This window comes from Bradyrhizobium sp. KZN70725, assembly GCF_055264925.1.
Map to the genome: position 1 here is coordinate 1 of NZ_JBUYWT010000094.1, position 16,582 is coordinate 16,582.

General features: G+C 60.1%; 14 protein-coding genes and 4 pseudogenes. 14 read left to right on the top strand and 4 right to left on the bottom strand.

Annotated elements, in window-relative coordinates; all coding sequences use genetic code 11:
- The first annotated feature begins 518 nt into the window (after positions 1–518).
- The 5 genes from ACZBJS_RS39920 (at position 519) to ACZBJS_RS39940 (ending at position 6,022) form a co-directional block, all read left to right on the top strand.
- A complete protein-coding gene (locus tag ACZBJS_RS39920) occupies positions 519–1,712 on the top strand; it encodes a DUF932 domain-containing protein (protein ID WP_456784157.1) in 1,194 nt (397 codons plus the stop codon).
- A 499-nt stretch (positions 1,713–2,211) separates the two neighbouring features.
- Positions 2,212–2,403, top strand: a complete 192-nt coding sequence (locus tag ACZBJS_RS39925) for a hypothetical protein (RefSeq protein ID WP_463440115.1) — start codon at positions 2,212–2,214, stop codon at positions 2,401–2,403.
- Positions 2,403–3,464 carry a DUF7146 domain-containing protein gene (locus ACZBJS_RS39930; RefSeq protein WP_463440116.1) on the top strand — a complete coding sequence of 354 codons (1,062 nt, stop codon included), beginning with the start codon at positions 2,403–2,405 and terminating at the stop codon, positions 3,462–3,464. Before ACZBJS_RS39925 ends, ACZBJS_RS39930 begins: the two co-directional genes overlap by 1 nt.
- Before the next feature lie 376 nt (positions 3,465–3,840).
- The gene (locus ACZBJS_RS39935; RefSeq protein ID WP_463440117.1) at positions 3,841–4,764 is read left to right on the top strand and encodes a DUF2493 domain-containing protein; all 924 of its coding nucleotides are present in this window, start codon (positions 3,841–3,843) and stop codon (positions 4,762–4,764) included.
- A 934-nt stretch (positions 4,765–5,698) separates the two neighbouring features.
- Complete coding sequence (locus ACZBJS_RS39940; protein WP_229158320.1) at positions 5,699–6,022, top strand: DUF736 domain-containing protein; 324 nt, start codon at positions 5,699–5,701, stop codon at positions 6,020–6,022.
- A gap of 137 nt (positions 6,023–6,159) precedes the next feature.
- Here ACZBJS_RS39940 and ACZBJS_RS39945 read toward each other — a convergent pair whose 3' ends face one another.
- Positions 6,160–7,485: a DUF3422 family protein gene (locus tag ACZBJS_RS39945; protein ID WP_463440118.1), complete on the bottom strand. Its 1,326-nt coding sequence runs from the start codon at positions 7,483–7,485 to the stop codon at positions 6,160–6,162.
- Between the two features lie 1,164 nt (positions 7,486–8,649).
- On the opposite strand from ACZBJS_RS39945, the pseudogene ACZBJS_RS39950 reads away from it, so the two are divergent.
- From ACZBJS_RS39950 to ACZBJS_RS39960, 3 genes and pseudogenes are all read left to right on the top strand, one after another.
- Positions 8,650–8,849: pseudogene (locus ACZBJS_RS39950) on the top strand (hypothetical protein).
- Positions 8,850–9,074: 225 nt separating this feature from the next.
- On the top strand, positions 9,075–9,341 hold the full coding sequence (locus tag ACZBJS_RS39955; RefSeq protein WP_463440119.1) for a DUF3551 domain-containing protein: 267 nt from the start codon (positions 9,075–9,077) through the stop codon (positions 9,339–9,341).
- A gap of 776 nt (positions 9,342–10,117) precedes the next feature.
- Positions 10,118–12,079 carry a putative bifunctional diguanylate cyclase/phosphodiesterase gene (locus ACZBJS_RS39960; RefSeq protein ID WP_463440120.1) on the top strand — a complete coding sequence of 654 codons (1,962 nt, stop codon included), beginning with the start codon at positions 10,118–10,120 and terminating at the stop codon, positions 12,077–12,079.
- Between the two features lie 343 nt (positions 12,080–12,422).
- Here the strand turns inward: ACZBJS_RS39960 and ACZBJS_RS39965 are convergent.
- Positions 12,423–12,835, bottom strand: a pseudogene (locus tag ACZBJS_RS39965) (IS701 family transposase); the annotation flags it as partial.
- 204 nt (positions 12,836–13,039) lie between these two features.
- Between ACZBJS_RS39965 and ACZBJS_RS39970 the strand changes: the two are divergent.
- The 3 genes from ACZBJS_RS39970 to ACZBJS_RS39980 are packed head-to-tail and all read left to right on the top strand — an operon-like array spanning position 13,040 to position 14,986.
- Entirely contained in the window at positions 13,040–13,606 is a 567-nt protein-coding gene (locus ACZBJS_RS39970; RefSeq protein WP_456784166.1) for a hypothetical protein, read from the top strand.
- A complete protein-coding gene (locus ACZBJS_RS39975) occupies positions 13,603–14,340 on the top strand; it encodes a hypothetical protein (RefSeq protein WP_463440121.1) in 738 nt (245 codons plus the stop codon). The genes ACZBJS_RS39970 and ACZBJS_RS39975 overlap by 4 nt, the downstream gene beginning before the upstream one ends.
- A gap of 46 nt (positions 14,341–14,386) precedes the next feature.
- The gene (locus tag ACZBJS_RS39980; protein WP_229158328.1) at positions 14,387–14,986 is read left to right on the top strand and encodes a hypothetical protein; all 600 of its coding nucleotides are present in this window, start codon (positions 14,387–14,389) and stop codon (positions 14,984–14,986) included.
- Positions 14,987–15,233: 247 nt separating this feature from the next.
- On the opposite strand, the pseudogene ACZBJS_RS39985 reads toward ACZBJS_RS39980, so the two are convergent.
- Positions 15,234–15,401: pseudogene (locus tag ACZBJS_RS39985) on the bottom strand (type II toxin-antitoxin system HipA family toxin); the annotation flags it as partial.
- Between the two features lie 79 nt (positions 15,402–15,480).
- On the opposite strand from ACZBJS_RS39985, the gene tnpA reads away from it, so the two are divergent.
- The 3 genes and pseudogenes from tnpA to ACZBJS_RS40000 form a co-directional block, all read left to right on the top strand.
- Positions 15,481–15,882, top strand: coding sequence for an IS66-like element accessory protein TnpA (gene tnpA / locus ACZBJS_RS39990; protein WP_463440122.1), 402 nt, complete (start codon positions 15,481–15,483; stop codon positions 15,880–15,882).
- Positions 15,879–16,226, top strand: coding sequence for an IS66 family insertion sequence element accessory protein TnpB (gene tnpB, locus ACZBJS_RS39995; RefSeq protein ID WP_018272694.1), 348 nt, complete (start codon positions 15,879–15,881; stop codon positions 16,224–16,226). Before tnpA ends, tnpB begins: the two co-directional genes overlap by 4 nt.
- 46 nt (positions 16,227–16,272) lie before the next feature.
- Positions 16,273–16,476, top strand: a pseudogene (locus tag ACZBJS_RS40000) (IS66 family transposase); the annotation flags it as partial.
- A gap of 19 nt (positions 16,477–16,495) precedes the next feature.
- Here the strand turns inward: ACZBJS_RS40000 and ACZBJS_RS40005 are convergent.
- Positions 16,496–16,582, bottom strand: an 87-nt coding sequence (locus ACZBJS_RS40005; RefSeq protein ID WP_463440123.1) for a transposase domain-containing protein, incomplete at its 5' end; no start/stop codon positions are given.

Consider the following 16,582-nt stretch of genomic DNA (forward strand, 5'->3'; position numbering starts at 1 on the left):
ACTCGCGCCCGTATCAATTGGATGTTCACAACGGACAAAGCTCGCACCAAACTGGGGCGCGCCTATCCAGGCATACCCAAAGAGTCAAAATCACTGTGACGAGCTACTAGTGACGGCCTTACGGGGATTGTCGACCGCAACGACCTCCTGCGAGCCGCCATCGAAATAACGTTTAGGGTCATTCAAACGTCTGGCGGCTGGATACCTTGGGCCACGCGTCTTCACGGCCGCTGGTCCTTCGAACTTGATTGCATCGGGCGACGTCGATGCGTGCGGACCAGGCTGCTGGGTTCATTGCCGTCTCCCTGCGGGAGCGGGCTGTTGGCTGGCGCTGAAACCCCGGCTTGTGCCGGGTTTTCACCCTTCGGGCTTCCATCCCTGACGGTAGCTGCGGCGGCGCGGAATGTCATGGGCCTCGGCGGCCGATGAAAAGGGAGAGGCAGAGTGGAGTGGCCTTGGCCATGACGGGTTGAGGGTCGGAGGAGAGTCTTCCGGCGCCCGTCATGGAGGTTGCTGCCATGAATACGCAGATTGTTGATGCCGGCCGCATTGCGAGCGGCGGATATAGAGTGGATGTGAGTCGCGGCGAGCGCGTCGGTCGGGTGTCCTCGGAGTGGTTTTCCCGCCCGGCGGATGAGCGTTACCTGTCGCTCGACGCACTGGCGCGCACGGTGCACGATCGCGCGAACCGCAGCCGGACACGCGTGGTCGAAAGCGCGCTTATCCAGGTCAACGCAAGCCGTGCCGACCCTGAGCGGCTGGCCTTGATGTTGCCCGGCTCCGACACACCGGTTGCGCCGACGCACTGGAGCTTCGGTCAGCTTGCAAGCCAGGTCGGCGCTCCGGCCGCTTACCTGCGGCAGCTCCCTGCGTCACTCGCAGCCATCAACCTGCAATATGGCTTGAACGCCAATCGCCTCGAGCAGATCAAAACGCTCGAGACCGAGGATAGCCGTGTCGAGCTTCGCGCCGTCACCGGTCCCGACTATGGCCGGATCTACGACCACGAACTGGTCGAGGCCGTACAGCGCATTGCCGGCAACGGCACAGGCGATACACGGTGGAAGGTGCCCGGTGTGCTCGACTGGTCGAGCGGCATCTACAATCCCTGCGTCGACATTTCCAAGGCCACGACGACCCTGTATGCATCAGACAGGGACGTTTTCCTCTTTCTGGTCGATGACTTGAATCCGATCGAAGCTGGTCGTCTTCGCGACGGCTCGCCCGACCTCTATTTCCGAGGCTTCTATTGCTGGAACTCGGAAGTCGGTGCGAAGACGCTCGGCATGGCGAGCTTCTATCTTCGTGCGGTTTGCCAGAATCGCAATCTGTGGGGCGTGGAAGATTTCGAGGAGATCACCATCCGCCATTCCAAATACGCAGCCGCACGCTTTGCTCACGAGGCAGCCCCGGCGCTGTCGAACTTCGCCAACTCCTCACCCATGCCTTTCGTCAACGGCATCAAGGCCGCTCGCGAGCGGATCGTGGCACGCAGTGACGAGGATCGCACCGAGTTCTTGCGCCGCCGCGGCTTCTCCAAGGCCGAGACAGGCAAGGTGATAGACGCAGTGCTGGCGGAGGAGGGCCGTCCGCCTGAAAGCATCTTCGACTTCGTGCAGGGCATCACCGCCGTCGCGCGTGACAAGCCGCATCAAGATGTCCGCCTGGACATGGAGGGCAGGGCCAAGAAGTTGCTCGACCGGGCAGCGTAATGTCAGCCAGGCCGGAGACCCAGGTCTCCGGCCTGGTACGTCTACCCTTTGGCCTCACAGGTGATGGGCACTGCTTTCTCGCCGTCATGTCCATCGCGGGCCGACAGGTCCTGGCGGTTTCGGATTCTTGCGCGATTGAGACCTGCGAATGGGATTGCGACGACGACATTCGGAACATCTGGCTTCTCGGCACAACACGATCGGCTGACTCATGCGGTCGCCGCCACCAACCCACGTCCGTGCGTTCAGCTTCGTGTCCACGAAAACCTATTGGCTCAGGGGCAGTCAACATAGGGCGCCTCTGCCACCGCCGGCTGCCATTTTGAGCTTCATCCGATCCGGGATGTGAACGGCGCGACCTGGTTTTTCCGATAGCACGGCAGCCGCCAACAAACGCCATTTGCCGCCGAAAGCCAGAGCGAGAGCAGGACGGACTTGTCCACGAACGGGTTGGAGGCCGAGAGAGAGGCTCCCGGTCGCCCGGTTCGGAGAAGCTGACATGGCAAGCGCCGTTCAGAAGATCAAGCTGTCGCCGTCGCGCGACATCCTCTTCAGCAAACTCGTCTTGAGCCGGAAGAATGTAAGCCCGGTCAAAGCCGGCATTTTCACCGACGCAAGTAGTGTCGCCGTCGTGGCGAAGGTGCTCGGTGGCTACCCGGCTGCGCACCTCGTTGAGCGGGAGGGCGCGTGATGGTCTTTGATGCCTCAGAATTGGCACGCCGCCTCGCACGCGAGGCCGAGGGCGTATGCCGACACTATCTGTCCAACGGCAAGCGGGTGGGGCGGTACTGGGTGGTTGGCGACGTCCGCAACACGCTAGGACGCTCGTTGTTCGTGCGGCTCCAAGAATCGACGAAGGGGCCTGCCGGAAAGTGGACCGATGCCGCCACCGGAGAACATGGGGACCTGCTCGACATCATCCGCGAAAGTATGGCTTTACGAGATTTTCGCAAAGTGGCCGAGGAGGCGAGACGCTTTCTAACGCTACCTCGTTGCGAGCGGCAACCCGCCCCGAAAGCCGTCAGTCCAGCAGCGCGAGCCGGATCGCAGCAAGCCGCCCGTCGCCTGTTCGCAATGTCCAGCCCCATCGACGGTACGGTGGTTGAAGCTTATTTGCGGCGTCGCGGAATAGTCAGTATCCACCATGGCGGCAGCTTGCGCTTCCATCCACGTTGCTATTATCGGCCGGACGAGCATGTGCCTATGGAAACGTGGCCAGCGATGATAGCAAGCGTCACGAATCTTAATGGGCGGATCTGCGGCGTGCATCGCACCTGGCTCGATCCGGACGGCTTTGATCGCATTCGGCTCGGCAAGGCTCCCATCGACACCCCACGGCGGGCCATGGGCGAACTGCTCGGTAACGCTGTTCGTTTCGGCCTGGTGGATGGCGTGCTTGCTGCCGGCGAGGGCATCGAGACGATGCTGTCGCTGCGCTGCGTCCTGCCAACCTTGCCGATGGCTGCAGCGCTTTCGGCCAATCATCTCTCAGCCATGTTGCTGCCGCCTGGCTTGCGTCGGCTCTATATCGCCCGCGATGCCGATGCCGCCGGGGACGCCGTACAGGCCATCCTGACCCGGCGCGCGGAGGAGGCCGGCGTTGAAGCGATCTCGCTGTCGCCTCGGCTCGGCGACTTCAATGAAGATCTGCACATCTTCGGCCTTGAGGCCCTCCGGGCAGCGTTGTGGCTTCAACTCGTTCCTGACGATGCCGCCCGCTTCCTGCGCTCGTCCACGATCGAGGCGGGGTAGTCGCGGTAGTTCGACCGATGGCGAAAGATCGGTCATAGCCGAGGCCAATTGGTGGAGAGGACGCGACCTTCGGCCTTCTAGCGGGCGATCGGACGGCAAGCGGCCCGGGCCGGCAATGGCTGCGTCCGGCTATTTTCCGCCGCGCGCAGGCAATGAGAAGACATGATCGCGATTTGGCGAGCGCGCTTTGCATCGCGAAGCAAAATAGCCGGTCTTCGCCATCCTCCGCTGCCGCTTCGGCCCTGCGCTATCGCCCACGCCCTGCGGGCCTGGGCGGACAAGCCGCTCCGGGTTCTGGCCCGTTCCGCCCGCCGTCTGAGTGATCGCCACGAAGGCCGCGATGGGCGCGGCCGCTCCGCCAAAAGGATCTCTTGCGATGACCGACCACGACGACATCGAACCGACGCACGCCCCGTCTCCGACCGAACACGTCCTCAGCGAATTGCGGCTCTTCGGCTATCGCCCCTTCGACGATCAGCCAGATCCAAGACCTCTCCCCGAGAGCCAGATGATCGCCGCTACCATCGTCGATATGTTCGACATCCTGGTTGCCGCGCTAAGCGATACACGGCTCGAACCGGATCTCAGCGAACTCCTCTGGTCAACCGTCAATCTGTTCCATCGGGCCGTCGATCGCATCGAACGCCAGCTCGACGACAATGAACAAGCGCAGCACAAGAGCCAGCGGGAGCAGAATGGGTCAGAGGTGCGATCGGTCGAGCTCGAGCGCCTCACGGCGGAGGGCATCACCTTGATCGAGCGCCGAAATTGCCTGGAGCTCTTCCGCGACCAGGCGATGGAGCAATTTGAGGTTCACACCGGCTCGTCCTGGCGTCCTCGTTCGGGCTCGCTGGTGAGCCACCGCACGCTCACGGCAGCCATGATCGATTCCCGGGACTTCATCGCTGCCAAGCGCCGTTCCCAGACCGAGGTCATGTTGCCGGCAGGACCGAAGATCGCACTCACCGGCGGGCTCGACTTCAACGACCACCACCTGATCTGGGATCGCCTCGACAAGGTTCACGCCAAGCATCCCGACATGGTCCTGCTCCATGGCGGCTCACCCAAGGGGGCCGAACTGATCGCTTCCAAATGGGCGACGACCCGCAAGGTGCCCCAGATCGCCTTCAAGCCCGACTGGACGAAGCACGCCAAGGCGGCACCCTTCAAGCGCAACGATGCCATGCTCGAGCTCTTGCCGATCGGCGTCATGCATTTTCCGGGTTCGGGAATCCAGGACAACCTCGCCGACAAGGCGAGGCGTTTCGGCATCCCCGTCTGGAAATTCGGCGACGCGTGAGCGCCGCCTTTTTCAAACCATCGATCGCAGTTGGACGCCTGGCACTCCGGCGCGTCCAGCTTTGTATCCGAAGTTGCGGCTTGTGATGGGTGGAGATGCGATCGTAATCCATCCGGATGAAGCCGCCACCCATGCTCGCGCCTGGTCTTGTTGTTACCACATCACGCGTTGGTTTGTTCTGCCGGGCGGCCTTCGGGCGGTCAGTGGTGGCCTAGCCCTTTTCGTCGCACCTGGTGCTCACGCGGGCTGTTGACGCGTTTTGCGTTGGCGGCGTGATATGGACGCAGGTGGCTGATCCTACTTGCGAAGACCCGCCTGTTGGAGCCGGCTGAACTGGTGGAGCAACAGTCTCAACGATTCTCATGGCCGCCACGCGCGAATGATGATCCATCGTCACCTTCCTCATCGAACAGGTTGCGCAGGCTCGCCATATTGAGCCGGGGGCAAGTGACACGAGGGAGAGGTATCGCGGCCCTCTTCGGAACACTTCGACCAGACTGCACCGATCTCGGCCCGGCCCACCTCGTCGCTTGGCACGGTGAGTCGTTCTCGATTGTTCTCTCATGACGACACCGCCCCTTGCGGCAGGTTGTTTCTCTTTGTTCGCCGAGCCGTTCCAACCTCTTGTGCAGCCGAACCGAGATTTGCCAAGTCTTCTCCCGAGCTTGCGATCCAGCCCGCGGACGCACGTGGCCTCTTGGATGGCTTGATCTGGCCGAAGACCGGCTCCGCCTCGATCGTCTGAGCCGCAACGCCGTTGATGCGACTTTCTTCCCCTGGGCTTCGCCCATTCCTCGCGAGGCAAGAAAGTCGCCACAACGGCGTCCTCCGCTGCGCTCCGGCCCGCAAGGGTGCGTCGCCGATCGTCCTCGGCCTTTAGATCGCCATCGAGGCCGCGGTGGTCGCGGGTTCGAAACACAACAGGAGAAGTGACATGGCTAACATCGGTTCTTTCAAGAAGGTCGGCAACGATTTCCAGGGCGAGATTGTCACCCTGAGCCTGCAAGCCAAGGGCGTCCGTATCGTCGCCGAGACCAACCGCTCCAACGACAACGCTCCGAGCCACCGTATCTACGTGGGCCGGGCCGAGATCGGGGCCGGCTGGTCCAAGCGCTCCAACGAGGGTCGCGACTATCTGAGCCTCAAGCTCGACGATCCGAGCTTCACCGCTCCGATCTTCGCCAACCTGTTCGCCGACGAGGATGGCGAGGGCTTCAGCCTGATCTGGTCCCGCCCCAGCCGTCGCAACGGCGACTGACCCGATCCACGATGCCTCGCCCGGCTCGTCCGGGCGGGGCATTACCTCGCGCAGGAGCCGGCTGCGATCTTGCGGCAGCGTCGCACCAGGACCATGCGAGCTTCGCCGGCCGGACGCAGCGATCCCCTCAAGGAGCTCTAGTCGCAAGTCACCGAGGGCGCGTCGTCGTGCTTGAGGTGTCGCTTTCGGACATTATAACTCACCAGCCAGATGACGCCGACCGCGATCGGCACGAAGGCTGCGGTCAGGAACGAGGGCTCTACTCGCAGTCCGACATCATGCGCGCCCTTGGCAAGATAGCTAAACAGGCTGACCACATAATATCCTATCGCCCCGACCGACAATCCTTCGACCGTGCACTGCAGCCGAAGTTGCTGTCTCGCGCGCTCGTTGATGGCCTGCAACAGGTCGCGATTCTGTCGTTCGATTTCGACGTCGACCCGAGTTCGCAACAGATCGGCGGCACGCGCGAGCTTGACCGAGAGAGTCGCCTGACGATCCTCCACGGTCGCGCAGGTTCGCATCGCCGGCGCCATGCGGCGCGCCAGAAACGACGACCAGGTTGGATAGCCCGAGACATCGTTGCCTTCAATGATGGACAGTCGCGATTGGACCAGCTCGTTATAGGCCCTGCTGGCGCCGAAGCGAAACAGGCTGCCGGTCGCGCCTCTTTCGAAGGATGCGGCCAGTGCCGTCAGCTCGGCAAGCAGATGGTTGTTGAACTGCAGCCCTTCACCGCTTTGCATTTTCTCGAGTGCCTCAACAAGACGGCGGTCGATGCGATCAACAGATGGTGCAAGCTCAAGGGCCGTCGACAGGCCAAGAAGCGCCAATGGACGGTAGGTCTCGATTTCCAGGAGCCGTTGCACCAGCGCTCCGAGATCGTGTGACGTCAACCCGAGGTCGCAGACGAGGATTTTCGTGAAGCCTTTTTCGTCTACGCGGAAGTCTGAGGCCGCAACGCCTGCGCCGCTCTTTGTGGCAACCATGGCCAGGCTGTTCTTGTCAAAAATCTGTTCGGCCCGTCTGGTCGGCGAGGCGTCCTGCTCCACTTCCAGCCTGATCGCGACCAGCAACTGCCCGGTCTGACGCAACGCGCGGATCAGCGATCGGACGGTACCATCAACCTTGTCAAATCGGTCTGCGGCAGAACAATTTGCGTTGGTCCAGATCCAGGTGAATGTTGTAAATTCCGAATGCTGCTCCCAGCGTAGCGTAGCGGGACCGATGACAATCTGATGAAGTTTCGCCGACTGCTCAGGCGGCGCAAGATTACGCTCGAGGCAAAAATCGATAAAACGGCAGCGATCGCTTGTGGCCGCCTCGCCCTGTGCAAGAAAAGCGAAGTGGATCACGCTGAAGGGCGAAACAAGGCGCGTGAAAGGGCGCGCGTGCACTTCGCCGAGCACAGCGTCGCGTTGCGGATGTGGCGTGAACGTTCGCAGATCCAGTTCATCGATCATGTATTGACGCCTTGCTTCAGGGTGAGCAGGCAACCGTCAGCCTTGACGCGGGAGGCAATGGCGGTGTCGGGAAACCGTTGCGCGCGGCCAGGTTGCTGATCAAGCCATGTCGACAATCATTACCGAGGCCGCCTTGAACTCGGGAAAGAGGTCTTGCGGGAGGAGGGTTAGGCCAGGCAGATTGACATGGAGCAGCCTCATCCAGCTTTCGAATGACGCCATCACCGGCATCTGCCGAGTATGGTCCGGAGTCTATGGCGAAATGCCGGCGTCGCGGCTCAATAAGTGTAGCGGTGCGCCAGCAAGCCGTTCCGCGACCTTGACGATGGCCCGCCGCACCGTCCGACGAATGCCTGGAGTTACGCGGACAGGGTTGTCTGTCTCCGAATCCCACCGACATCGCCCGCCACCGAAGGGGAGCCGCGTGCAAGTGAAGATAGGCCGGCCCTCTTCTGAAAGCAGTTGTCCGGTCGCATGACCGATGCCGTGCGAGGTCGTGGCAAGCAGGAACGTCTTGCGTTCTCCCAGCGTGGTGCGGACAAACGACCCCGGGTGCGGCAACCGCATTGTCGATTGACGGATCGAGGCCCAAACGCGACTCCCATCTTGTTGCCGTGGTCAAACTTCCTGGCGCTGAGAGCCGGTGCAGGATTTGGGCCAGCACTATAGAAGGGGCACTCCCGCGTCGTTTTTACGCAATGTGGCTTTCGAAGACAGTCGGAGGCGGGTTTCAGACATGAAGCGCGCTTGTATTCTGACAGAATGCGCACGTGGCACAGGCCGCGTTAATGCCGTGGTTTCGGCAAGGCGATCGCTCGCCCGGCCGCTGCCATTGTCTGAGCGGCCACGCTCTGGCTGGATTTGTCGATGCAGAGCCCTGCGAGTGACCGCGCGCGGACCCGCGGGACATGGGCTCGGCGATGGGCTGATAACGTCACATCGAGTGAGGTTGACTGGATCACGCAGCTGGAGCTTTCGCCGTCCTCGTCTTTGATGCGTCACTCAGAGCAGCCCAAGCGTCGCGGCTTGACCGAATACTCGTTATAGCTAAGCCCTACAGGAGTGAACAAAAGCGTAGACCGGTCCTGAGGTTCACTCAACCTGATGTCTATCCCGCTACACGCTGACACATGATCATTGTCGAGGGATTGAGGGTCATTCCGTATGGTCGATTCCGAATTGGCTGCCCTATTGCGAGCGGTTCTGGACGAAGTGTGCGAAGATGTATCGCGTGACGAGCATGGTGCCGAACTCACGTCGCCTGCAAACTCCTGGAAGCCGCCAGCCGCGGAGAGACGTCGGTCGATGCTCTCAGGAAAATTGGCCGAGCGGCATTGGCCAGTGCACCTCCGATGTGGCGTTAGGACGCAATCGGCTGGGGAGACTTGCGCAGAGTTCCATGAAGGCGTCCGCTCGGCGGGTAAGCGATCACAGGTGCGGTTCGTACGTTTCATGCAGACATCGCGCTTTGACTCATTGCCCGTCGGGCTAGACTACATAGTTAGCTGCGCGGTCTGTTCACGCAAACGGGTTGTTCTGAGGTTGATCGTGCTATCGGAAAGAATCTATGGCGGGGGTCAAAAGACCGTATGCCTTTCCTTCCGTTCATAGTTGTTGTCACCTTTTCCGTCCTGGTCGGCCTCGCATCGGGAGTGACCGCAGCCACACCAAACCGCGCGAAGCACATAGCGCCGCCACCGCCGGACCTTTACTGTCTGCAAGGGCGCAGCTGGGGCTATACAGGCAATTGCCGGTTCTCAACCTATAGACAGTGCCAGGCCACTGCATCGGGCACGTACGCACATTGCGGTATCAATCCCACCTATGCTTTCGAGCATGGGTGGCGCCCGAGCTGATGGCGGTCACTTGCAACCTGCGTCAACTCGGCCGCGCCAAGGGCGCGATGGTCGTCGGCTGCTCGATTGCAGCGCGCATTGTGCCGAGCGCGGAAAGAATGTCATCAACAATAGCTTGGGCCGCTTCCTGCGATTGCGATCCGACCAGCAGCCGGAGGATTGATCGCCACACGGCCATAGAAACTCAGCGCTGAGATCTCGCGCGCTGGCGGCAAAATCATCCTATTGCTTGGCATGCCAGTCGTGAGGCCCGCCAAACACCAGCACGGCAATCAACGCAGATTGCGGTCCGCCGGCAGGTTGCGCCCCAGGGTAAGAGAGCTGCAGTGCGATTTTGACGCGCTGAAAATCGTTGGCACCTTTGCCGAAAGATCGCCCCTTTTAGTGGCTGGCGTGCCGTGCAGCAGGACAGCGAACCGCGAGGGCGCACCCAAAGAGAAAGTCGTCGGAGCACGCGCCCCAACCGCGGAATGCGCGCGGCCGCCATCCCTTCGTCAGGCCCGATCGATCTCGCACCCCGTCGTTCCATTCGGCGGTGCTGAGGCTTTCCGCATGCGTGTAAGCTCTGATTTGCGATCCGATAAAGCAACGGTTCTGTACGAAACGAACGGAGCTCGTCTTCAATTTTAACCGGTCCAAGCCTCAACAATGAATCCGGCGCGCCGCGAGGTGTCGCGAGGCGGCTGGTACAATCAAGAGTTTATCTTTTGTCAAAGATTTGCCGCGACCTTCCAGAGCTGGCGCCAACGCTACAACCAGTCCTGCAGGGTCCCGGAATGAGGACATATCTGAACTCCTGGCTCTCGAAGCTCCTAGCCGGAGATTTGGTGGCATTTGGTGGGCCGGCCACCGATGAAGCGGTTGCAGGATACATTCGTGCCGAGCAGATCTCCCTCGTGCTTGGTTATTCGCTGGGCATCATGCTGGCCAACGCCTGCAATGCGACCGTGCTCGCAATTGCGCTTTGGCATTCGCCCGACAGAAACTTTGCCCTGATCTGGGCGGCGACTGTCGTCTGCGGCGCGCTATCGATAGGCCTGAAAGCGCGTTCATCACGACTGATGACGAAGCCCCAGTTCGTGTCGCGCCAGGCCATGCACCGGCTGGTACGGAATGCGCTGGTTCTCGGAACCGCCTGGGCAATTGTGCCGGTGGCTTTCTTCGCGAACGCCTCCAATGGCGGGCAGCTCGTCATTACATGTCTCTGCTCTGGAATGCTTGCAGGTGGCGCATTCGCCTTCGCCACGATTCCGGTGGCGGCAGTTGCGTTCACGGCTCCGATCTTTGTGGGTACGGCAATTTGCCTCGGCAGAAACGACGATTTCGCCTATCTGCTCGTCGCTATCCTGGTCGTGGCCTATGGCTTCGTGCTCCTGCGCGGCGTTTTCGCCCATTCCTTCGAATTTACCAGACGCGCCATTGCTCAACTGGAGGCCGAAAGGAGGGGCCGACGGGATACCCTGACCCAACTTCCGAACCGTTTTGCCTTCAATGAGAGCCTAGAAGGTGCCCTCAACGGGCTCGCCCGCACGGGCGAGGAATTCGCGGTTCTTCTTCTCGACCTCGATCGCTTCAAGGACGTGAACGACAAATTCGGCCACCTCGCTGGCGATGAATTTCTCGTGCAGGCGGCGATGAGACTACAGCGATGCGTACGCCAGACCGACACCGTTGCGCGCATCGGTGGCGATGAATTTGCGCTTGTTATGACCAATCTGACCAAGGTGGAGGACGCCTTGGAAGTCGCCGAGCGGTTTGTCGGCGCCTTCGCCGAACCATTCGCGATCGAAAAATGCGAGATCACGGGGGCGACCAGCGTCGGAATCGCAGTGGCCCCGCGCGACGGCGACGTACCTCATGTGCTCCTCAGGAATGCCGACATTGCACTCTATCGTGCCAAGCAAGCGGGGCCGGGAACGATCTGCTTCTTTGAGATCAACGACGACAAATCAGCGCACGAGCGCAGGGCGCTGCAGCGGGATCTGGAGCTCGCGATCGACAGAGACGAACTGTTCCTCCTCTACCAACCTTTCTTTGATATTCACGCGAACCGAATCACCGGCTTTGAGGCGTTGCTGCGCTGGCGGCATCCCGTCCGTGGAATAATTTCTCCGACCGAGTTCATCCCAATCGCCGAAGAAACCGGACTGATCCACGGAATCGGCGAGTGGGTGGTCCGACGCGCCTGCGCGACGCTATCGAACTGGCCGTCGGACCTCAGGGTAGCCGTGAATTTTTCGGCGGCTCAATTCCATAACACCAGCATCCTGCAGACAATCGTGCAGGCCCTCTCCCAAGCCAGAGTTGCTCCTCATCGTCTCGAAATTGAAATAACCGAGTCGATGCTGATCTCGAAGTACGCGCCGGCGTCATCGATCCTGACGTCACTCCTGCAATTGGGAGTGACGGTGGCACTTGACGATTTCGGAACGGGATATTCGTCGCTGACTTATTTGCTGAAACTGCCTTACACTCGCATCAAGATCGATCAGTCTTTCATACGGGACATGCTGAGGCGACCGGATAATGCGGCGATCGTAAAATCGATCATCACACTGACGCGGGACCTGCGGATCGGCGTGGTCGCCGAAGGCGTCGAAACAACCGAGCAACTCGACTATTTGCGTCAAACCAATTGTGATGAAGTGCAAGGATACCTCATCGGTCGACCGGTCGCGGAGGATCACATTTTCGCTCTGCTCCATCAAGACAAGCAATGGTCGACGCCCGCCGCTTGAATGACGTGGTCGCTGCGTTATGCCGATAGTGGTGAACATCCGCATCCCGAGGTGGAGTAGACGCTTGGCCTGCTGTAGTATTCTCGAAGATTTGCGAAGCACTGCGGCACCGGCCGCATCACCCCGCGAATTGCTGTGCAAGCAGCGCTGACCAAGGCTCCCCCATTTTGACTGTGGATTAGTATTGTCTGATTAGAGCGATGCCACGAACATCACGTGGTCGACCCTTCCGGTGCAGAGGTCGTTGCAGACAACCTGATCATTCGCAAGCCATTCGGACTTGATGAACTCGCCAGCCGTTTCAAGTCAACTTCGTCGAAGGTCAACGAGGGATTCCGTGCAGATAGGCGATCATGGTCATCAGCGCTGGCGATGAAGACCATGCCAGGATCGTCCCTCGAAGTGATCAAGTTTGAGTTCTTCTTTCAGCTGCTGATGGGCCTGTTCGCAAATCCATCGTGCCTTGATGGTGGCGGCTAGTGTCCGCAGATCTGTCGCGGCGGGCAGGTTGGCGCGATAGTATTTTTTGTCCCCGGACGCGTGTTGCTGGTCGATGAGCCAAGCTTCGTCGCCTGGCAGATGCTGTTGACCCTTGTCCCATATTCGCTGAGGAGGTTCGTCGGCGGTGCGCACACGGACAGCAGCAAATCGGGCTTTCAACCGACCTTTGGTCCCGCTGCGCCAACTCGCAGTTTTCCACTTGGTGGCCAGCATGTCTTCGGCCGCGATCGATAGAATATCTGGCACGTGGCGCTTATACGAATTCGGCTGGTCAGCAAGGGCAAGCTTGAAGTATAAACAATTTGAAGTCGCTAATGATCAAAGGTGCTACTATTAGTTGGTAAATAGGCCTCCCGTCGTTCGTAGCGCCACAGGGCGGTACATTCTATTCTTGATCGAAACGACCGCTCTGTGGTTGACTGTCCGCAGTCCTAGGACAGCGGACGACGGCGAATTTTCATGAAAAGTCAAGACCTTGTTATATTGTTGAAGCTCGTGAGCCTCGAGCAGGCCAAAAATGAGGACGATGCGCATCCCGGAGAGGTTGCCCATAACGATGACCCGTACTCAGTACGCGGGTTGGAATCGGCCCTGGGTATCAGCAAGACAGAGGTTAATGCCTCGATCAAGCGGAGCGTTTCGTCGGGACTTGCAGTCAAAGATCGGGAATCCGGTCAGGCCAAGCCCAACCGCCGCAATCTCTATAATTTCGTCGTGCACGGACTAAAGTTCGTTTTCCCGGCAAAACCGGGTGCGATGACCCGGGGCATCCCCACCGCCTTTGCGGCCGCCCCACTCAAGAACCTTCTGATCAGCGCTGGCGAGTACATCTACGTTTGGCCGTACGCCAAAGGCAAAGACATGGGGCAGGCGGTAGACCCGCTGTTCAAAAGCGTGCCACAAGCCATCCAAAAAGACGATCGCCTGTATGAGTATCTCGCCCTTATTGATGGTGTCAGGCTTGGAAATCAAAGGGAGGCTGGGCTCGCGGCCGAGCGTCTATCGGAAAGGCTTCTCAAGAAATGACCACCATCAAAGGCCAATTGCTTCACATGTTGGAAACGGTCGCGCAGTCTCTGGGAGACGAACTGCGCGAGCGGCTCGTGTTTGTCGGCGGTTGCACAACAGCCCTTTTCATTACTGATGAGATCGTGCTCGAAGGGGTTCGGGCAACCGATGACGTGGATCTCATCGTTGATCTCGTTGGACATGCGCAATGGGCTCAACTGCAAGACCAGTTGCGTCAGAAGGGGTTCGTGGAATCTCCCGAAGACGAGGTCATTTGCCGCATGAGGCTCGGCGACCTCCAAGTCGATTTCATGCCGGATGATCAAAGCATTCTCGGCTTTAGCAATCGCTGGTACGCCAAAGGCATCGAAACGGCGGTCACATGTCCCCTGAATGTGGTACTGAACATCAAGCGCCTCACGCCCGAACTGTTCGTGGCGACAAAGTTGGAAGCATATCTCGGCCGCGGCAACGATGATCTCTTAGGCAGCCGTGACATCGAGGACATCCTTCTCGTCGTTGACGGTCGAGAGGAACTCGTGGCTGAAATCCAAAACGCAGACGATGATATTCGTTGCTACATTGCAGAGAAGTTCAAAGCGCTCTTAGGTAATGAGGATTTTGATCATTTTCTCGATGGCAATATCAAGGGACCTGAAGGCCGGGTCGATATTGTGCGAGAGCGGTTTGTCGCCATAAGCCAGAGCGATGCTGGCGAGCGAGAGGGGAATGGGGATCAACTGGCGCAGTGAGCAAGGAAAGAGGACGCGCGATAACCGGGATTGCCGAGGAGTCGGAGTGCGCGCCGATGCCGTGTTATGTCTCCTTCTCGACAGTTCAACCTCTGGCCCAACAAGCGGTGACCTTGCTCGCCAGATTATCCGCGATGTCGTAGACCGGTACGTCGCGACAAACCAAGCCGCAACGGCAGAATGCCTCAGCGCGCAATTGCGCCGCACTCATCTCAGTTTATCTCGGCGATTTCCGCGGGACAGCGCGTGCTACGTGCTCGCCCATATACCGAACACAGGGACGGCGCTCGTTCTGCACGCTGACGATTGCTTGTTAGGAAGCCGCGAGCAAAACGGCGCGGTCCATTGGTTCACCAAGCCCCATACGCTGGCCAATCCGATAGGTGACGTTCCGTTTGACGAAATCGTCAGGAGTTCTGCCCGGAACCGACTGCCACGAAGCTTCCGAGGGAGGGAATTCATTCCGGCTGAGGTAAACAAAATCACAGCAGAGTCAGGCAAATCATTTGTTGCCGCAATCGACGGGTTTTGGGCGGAGTTGTCGGCGGGAGAGCAAGCCATGTTCTTGCAAGGGGACGATGTGGCGATCGCAGCTGAAGGCGATGATCGAAGCACCCTTCAGATCGGATATACGAGCAGCCAGTGACTGCATTTGTCGAGAGGCGCTCACCCGGCGCCAGCACGTTGACATGAGACAGGCTGCGAAGGGCGCCGAGGCGAGGGATGGCGTGGCCGGCTTCCGGGTCCCTGACATGGCTCGCCTCGAACGAGGCGGTCGCCGCATCGCCCTTGCAGGTCGCGACGAGCGCTAGATGTCGGCTGCCTCGGGCTTTGTCTGCCGCCGGTGATGGGGCTCGCTGTCGCTGGCTCGAAGCTGTGAAGGAACGTTCTCGTCATTGCGCCAGCGCCCGTTTTAGATCCTCGTGCTCGAAGGCGCTGGCCATGCGGTTGATTTCGGCCGTGCGGGCGCCGACCGTCTTAGCGGTTTCGCGCCAGGTTGCCGTCACGACGGCGACGTCTTTGATAATCGCGCGGGCCTGCGGCAGATTGAGCGCGAAGAACGTATCCCTCCGTTGAGGGCCGCCTTGTTTGACGGACGCGAGCGCTGCAGGTCCTAGGGGTAATCCTAGGAGAAGCGCTATGACGATTTCGCGGGCAGAGGTGATCACATCGGTCGAGCGGCGGCGTCGGTGGTCGCAGGATGAGAAGGAACGGCTAGTTGCAGCATCGCTCGAGCCCGGAGCCACCGTTTCCGAGGTGGCTCGCATGGCCGGCCTTCATGTGAGCCAGCTCTTCAGGTGGCGCAAAGAGCTTTGCAAGCACGGTGAAACGAGTGTAGCGCCGTTAGTGCCGGTCGAGATTGGGCCGCCTGTGCCGCCGCGGGATGTGGCCGAAGCGCCATTGACGACGGCGCCGGCGCGTCGACGGAGGAGCCAGGGCATCATCGAGATTGATCTCGGTAGCGGACACCGAATCCGGGTCGATGGTGACGTTGATGGAGACGCGCTGCGACGAGTTCTCGATGCCCTGGTGCGCCGATGATCCCGGTTCCGAGCGGCGTGCGAGTGTGGCTCGCGACAGGCTACACGGATATGCGCAGAGGCTTTCCGTCGTTGGCACTTCAAGTGCAGGAGGTGCTGCGCAAAGACCCGCTCAGCGGTCATCTGTTCGTCTTCCGCGGTCGGCGCAGTGATCTTGTGAAAGTGATCTGGCACGATGGCCAGGGAGCATGCCTGTTTACCAAAAGACTCGAGAGAGGAAAGTTCATCTGGCCATCGGTTGCCGGTGAATCGGTAACGATCTCTCCGGCGCAGTTGAGCTATCTGTTGTCCGGGATCGATTGGCGCAACCCTCAAGAAACCCAGCGTCCGACGCGGGTCGGATAGCCGTTTTACAGTTTGAATCTTCTGCTTGATCTGATTCAATGGCTTCATGACATCGAAGCCGGACGATCTTCCATCGGACCTTGCGAGTGCCCTGGCGGCGCTGCAGGCCGAGCGTGAGGCGCGGCTGCGAGCTGAGGCGGTGGCTGCCAGCGCGCAGGCGGAGCTGTCGGACAACGAGGCGCTGGTCGCGCATCTCGAGCTGCGGATCGAGAAGCTCAAACGCGAACTGTACGGGCAGCGCTCCGAGCGTAAGCGGCAAGCTGAGGCCGTCAGGCTGCGTGGTTCCATGGCATAAGCGCGTCGATTTGGCTGCTCGGCCAGCCGTTGGCGATACGCTGAAGTGTTAAGGCGAGCCA

What these genes read in the sequence shown, in the direction of transcription:
- ACZBJS_RS39920 (WP_456784157.1), top strand. Translation starts at nt 519, where the DNA reads ATGAATACGCAGATTGTTGATGCCGGCCGCATTGCGAGCGGCGGATAT.
- ACZBJS_RS39925 (WP_463440115.1), top strand. Translation starts at nt 2,212, where the DNA reads ATGGCAAGCGCCGTTCAGAAGATCAAGCTGTCGCCGTCGCGCGACATC.
- ACZBJS_RS39930 (WP_463440116.1), top strand. Translation starts at nt 2,403, where the DNA reads ATGGTCTTTGATGCCTCAGAATTGGCACGCCGCCTCGCACGCGAGGCC.
- ACZBJS_RS39935 (WP_463440117.1), top strand. Translation starts at nt 3,841, where the DNA reads ATGACCGACCACGACGACATCGAACCGACGCACGCCCCGTCTCCGACC.
- ACZBJS_RS39940 (WP_229158320.1), top strand. Translation starts at nt 5,699, where the DNA reads ATGGCTAACATCGGTTCTTTCAAGAAGGTCGGCAACGATTTCCAGGGC.
- ACZBJS_RS39945 (WP_463440118.1), bottom strand. Translation starts at nt 7,485, where the DNA reads ATGATCGATGAACTGGATCTGCGAACGTTCACGCCACATCCGCAACGC.
- ACZBJS_RS39955 (WP_463440119.1), top strand. Translation starts at nt 9,075, where the DNA reads ATGCCTTTCCTTCCGTTCATAGTTGTTGTCACCTTTTCCGTCCTGGTC.
- ACZBJS_RS39960 (WP_463440120.1), top strand. Translation starts at nt 10,118, where the DNA reads ATGAGGACATATCTGAACTCCTGGCTCTCGAAGCTCCTAGCCGGAGAT.
- ACZBJS_RS39970 (WP_456784166.1), top strand. Translation starts at nt 13,040, where the DNA reads ATGAAAAGTCAAGACCTTGTTATATTGTTGAAGCTCGTGAGCCTCGAG.
- ACZBJS_RS39975 (WP_463440121.1), top strand. Translation starts at nt 13,603, where the DNA reads ATGACCACCATCAAAGGCCAATTGCTTCACATGTTGGAAACGGTCGCG.
- tnpA (WP_463440122.1), top strand. Translation starts at nt 15,481, where the DNA reads ATGACGATTTCGCGGGCAGAGGTGATCACATCGGTCGAGCGGCGGCGT.
- tnpB (WP_018272694.1), top strand. Translation starts at nt 15,879, where the DNA reads ATGATCCCGGTTCCGAGCGGCGTGCGAGTGTGGCTCGCGACAGGCTAC.